Source organism: Micromonospora sp. M51, assembly GCF_018070305.1.
In the GTDB taxonomy this organism is placed as follows: domain Bacteria; phylum Actinomycetota; class Actinomycetes; order Mycobacteriales; family Micromonosporaceae; genus Micromonospora; species Micromonospora parva.
This window is the reverse complement of record NZ_JAGPXZ010000695.1, coordinates 1-3,218: the sequence shown is the minus strand read 5'-3', so window position 1 is coordinate 3,218 and position 3,218 is coordinate 1. Positions and strand designations below refer to the sequence as shown.

Annotated in this window: 5 protein-coding genes; all 5 read right to left on the bottom strand. The window is 72.7% G+C overall.

Going from position 1 to position 3,218, the window contains the following annotated elements; translation table 11 throughout:
• The coding region (locus KBX53_RS27260; protein ID WP_247676298.1) for an ATP-binding cassette domain-containing protein at positions 1-459 on the bottom strand (459 nt) is incomplete at its 3' end.
• Positions 456-1,607, bottom strand: a complete 1,152-nt coding sequence (locus KBX53_RS27255; protein ID WP_210862395.1) for a nucleotide disphospho-sugar-binding domain-containing protein — start codon at positions 1,605-1,607, stop codon at positions 456-458. The genes KBX53_RS27255 and KBX53_RS27260, both read right to left, overlap by 4 nt.
• A gap of 53 nt (positions 1,608-1,660) precedes the next feature.
• Complete coding sequence (locus KBX53_RS27250) at positions 1,661-1,972, bottom strand: transcriptional regulator (RefSeq protein ID WP_030330380.1); 312 nt, start codon at positions 1,970-1,972, stop codon at positions 1,661-1,663.
• On the bottom strand, positions 1,969-2,427 hold the full coding sequence (locus KBX53_RS27245) for a hypothetical protein (protein WP_030330381.1): 459 nt from the start codon (positions 2,425-2,427) through the stop codon (positions 1,969-1,971). Before KBX53_RS27245 ends, KBX53_RS27250 begins: the two co-directional genes overlap by 4 nt.
• Before the next feature lie 28 nt (positions 2,428-2,455).
• Positions 2,456-3,218, bottom strand: a 763-nt coding sequence (locus KBX53_RS27240; RefSeq protein WP_210862393.1) for a pitrilysin family protein, incomplete at its 5' end; no start/stop codon positions are given.

The following is a 3,218-nucleotide window of genomic DNA, read 5'->3' as shown; positions in this document are numbered from 1 at the left end:
GATCGGCTTGTCGGCCTGCTCGGTCAGCCCGACGGCGGCCAGCAGCTCGTCGACATCCCAGGGCCGGGTCACGCCGTCGGTCGCGTACGGCCGGTAGAAGGAGCCGAAGTGCGACAGCAGCTCCCGGACCCGCCACTTGCCGTGGTCACGCCAGGACTGCAGGACGATGCCGAGCCGGGCCCGCCACGCCTCGTCGCCACGGGCGGGGTCGACGCCGAGCACGCTGACCTCACCGGCGGACCGGAGCCGGAAGCCTTCCAGGATCTCGATGGTGGTGCTCTTGCCGGCGCCGTTGGGCCCGAGCAGGGCGACGATCTGGCCTTGGGTGATGGTGAAGTCGATGCCACGCAGCACCTGCTGGGTGCCGTAGCTCATCCGCAGCCCGCTTACCCGCACCACGGGCGGCGGCTCCGCGGGGGCGGTCCGGACCGGATCCGGTGCGGTGAGAGTGCTCGTCATGCCGCGCGTCCTTTCTCGACAGGGGTCGCCCCGGCCAGGGGCAGGTGCAGTTCGATGTGGTCGGCGGCGGCGCGGGCACCACCGGCGGCGGCGATCTCGGCGCGCAGTTCGTCGAGCCGTACCCGGGTTTCGGGGCTGGTCGTGACGGCCCGCACCGCGTCGCGCACGGCTTCCGCGGCGAAGGCCCGGGGCGGGACGACCCGGCCGACGCCCAGGGCCTCGACGCGGGCGGCGGTCACGAACTGCTCGACGCCCTGCGGGACCACCACCAGCGGCACGCCCTGGGTGAGCCCTTCGAGGACGCTTCCGGTGCCGCCGGCGGTCACGAAGACGCCGGCCTGTTCCAGCACCCGCACCTGCGGCACCCAGCGGTGCACCTCGACGCCGGCCGGGAGGTCGCCCAGCGCGGCCGGATCGACTGTGGTGCCGGTGGCGATCACCACGTGCCAGCCGTCGCCGGCCAATGCCGCCGCGCAGTCGGCGAAGACACCGGGCCGGGTGTTGTACGTGGTGCCGAGCGAGACCAGGGCCACCGGGCGGCCCGGCGGGGCGGTCCAGTCACCGTCGGTGCGTCGACGCCACGGCACCGGGCCGACGAAGAGGTACGAGTCGTCCACCTGCGCGGCGTTGACCTGCAACGATCGCGGCATCGCCACCACGCACGGCTTGACGTCGGGGGCGACCCGCACGGGGGCACCGATCTGCTCCTCGCTGCCGGAGTAGAAGACGTGGGTCGGTGAGAACTGCACCTCCGGCACCCGCCAGTGCCTCGCCAGCAGCGGTGCGTGGGCGGTGACCGTGTCGTACACGATCAGGTCCGGGCGGTCGCCCTGGTACGCCGCCGCGACCTGCGGCAGCGCGACGTCGCGTTCGCGGGCGAAGACCGCGGCGGCCTGCCGGCCGTCGTCGTCGGTGGCGAGCCATCCGCGCCCGGGGGTGCCGGGCGACGGGAACGTCGAGGTGTACGGCACCAGCGCGGCGCCCGCCTCCTCGACCAGCGCACCGAAGGCGGGTGCGGTGGCGAAGGTGACGCGGTGCCCCCGGCCGACGAGCTCCGCCACCACGCCGAGCATGGGGTTCACGTGACCGTGCAGCGGCACGGACATGAAGGCGATGTGGGCTCCGGGCGGCGAGTGGGCTGGCGTCACGGTTGTTCCCCCCTCTTCCAGGTTGGCCGCCGCCGGTGCGAACGATCGGGTCGCTACGGACGGGGGCGGTCGTCGGTCACCACGCTGTCGGCGACTCGGCGAAGCTCGGCCATGTGCGCGGTGAAGACAGTTCTACCGAGCGGTGTGAGCGCCACCCAAGCGTGGATTCGAGAATTGAATGACTCCTTGCGCACTGTCACGTAACCGGCTTCCTGCAACACTTTGAGCTGCTTGCTGAGCACGGAGTCGCTGACCGCCAGGGCGTCGCGGATGGTCGAGAACGACAGCGACTCGACGCGGCTGAGCATGGCGCAGATCTGCAGTCGGTTGAGTGGGTGGATGACCTCGTCGAAGCCGGACCTCATGCCCGCCGGCCCAGGTCACGTACGAGCGCCGCGTCGATGCGACGGCCGGCGACGATCGTGATGACGAGCATGACGACGCCGCAGACCGCCATGCTGCCGCGCAGGTCGGCACCCCATTCGAGGGCGAGCCCGAGCACGATCAGCGCGGGCAGCGCGGCACCGGCGCGGACGCTGATCCGGCGGGCGCCGGGGGTCGCGTGGTAGCGGTCCAGTGAGATGCCGGTGACGTGGTTGGCCGCGAGGTTGAACAGCAGTGGCCCGACCAGCAGACCGATGATCACGCCGTACGGGATCCACGCCCAGCCGATGGAGACTGCCGCGAACGCCCACAGCAGGGACAGGCCGATACCCAGGTGGTACCACCAGGGCGCGACGGCCCGGTCGGCGATGATCTCGCGGCCACCGGCGACCTGGACCAGTGCCTGGCGCGCTTCCTGCGGGCCTATCCGGTTCATGATTCCTCCTGTTTCCATAACGGAAAGTCTAGGCGCGACTTTCCGCAGCGGCAAGTCGATAGGTCGGAAAGTCGGCGGGCGGATCACCCAGCACGACGGTGTGACTCAGCGCGCCGAAGAGGTCCCGGGCGGCGGCGGACACGTCCACGGGTCGCGGCGTACGCAGCAGCTCGGGCCGTCGCACCACCCAGTCCAGTCCGCGCCCCGATGCCGTGGTGTGCCGCAGCGCGTCCGCCAGCCCCGCCGGTGAGTCGAAGGCCGACAGCAACTGCGCCGAGCAGTACCGGCGCACAGCCGCCAGCTCCTCCTGCGACGGCGGCTCGGCGATCAGCGCGGCAACCTCCGCACGGACCCCCGCCACCGCCTCGTCGATCCGGTCCCGCGGCACTGCCAGCCGCACGGACGCCCGCCGGTACCCGGCCAGCACGTCGCGACGCGCCACCATGACATCGGCGTGGCCCAGGCGACGACACCGCTCGGCCAGCCGGGCGGAGGTGTGCCCGCCCAGCAGCGCGGTGGTCAGATACCGGGCGGGCTCCGCCGACCCGACCTCGGGCTCACGCCCGGAGAGCGTGAGATGGACGGTGTCGCCGGCCGCCTCCCGCAACAGCAGCAGCTGCGGCCCGGGATCGTCCGGTGCCGGTCGGGCAGCGGGCCCGGCCGGCCAGCTGCCCAGGACGTCGGCGACCGGGGCGAGGAGCACCTCGGCGTCGGCGGCGCCGACGATGACCAGCGTGGCGTGCTGCGGTCGGAACACCCGCCGGTGCAGCGCGCTCGGGTCGACCGGTGCC

Coding starts and splice junctions, on each gene's coding strand:
- KBX53_RS27250 (WP_030330380.1), bottom strand. CDS start 1,972: ATGAGGTCCGGCTTCGACGAGGTCATCCACCCACTCAACCGACTGCAG.
- KBX53_RS27245 (WP_030330381.1), bottom strand. CDS start 2,427: ATGAACCGGATAGGCCCGCAGGAAGCGCGCCAGGCACTGGTCCAGGTC.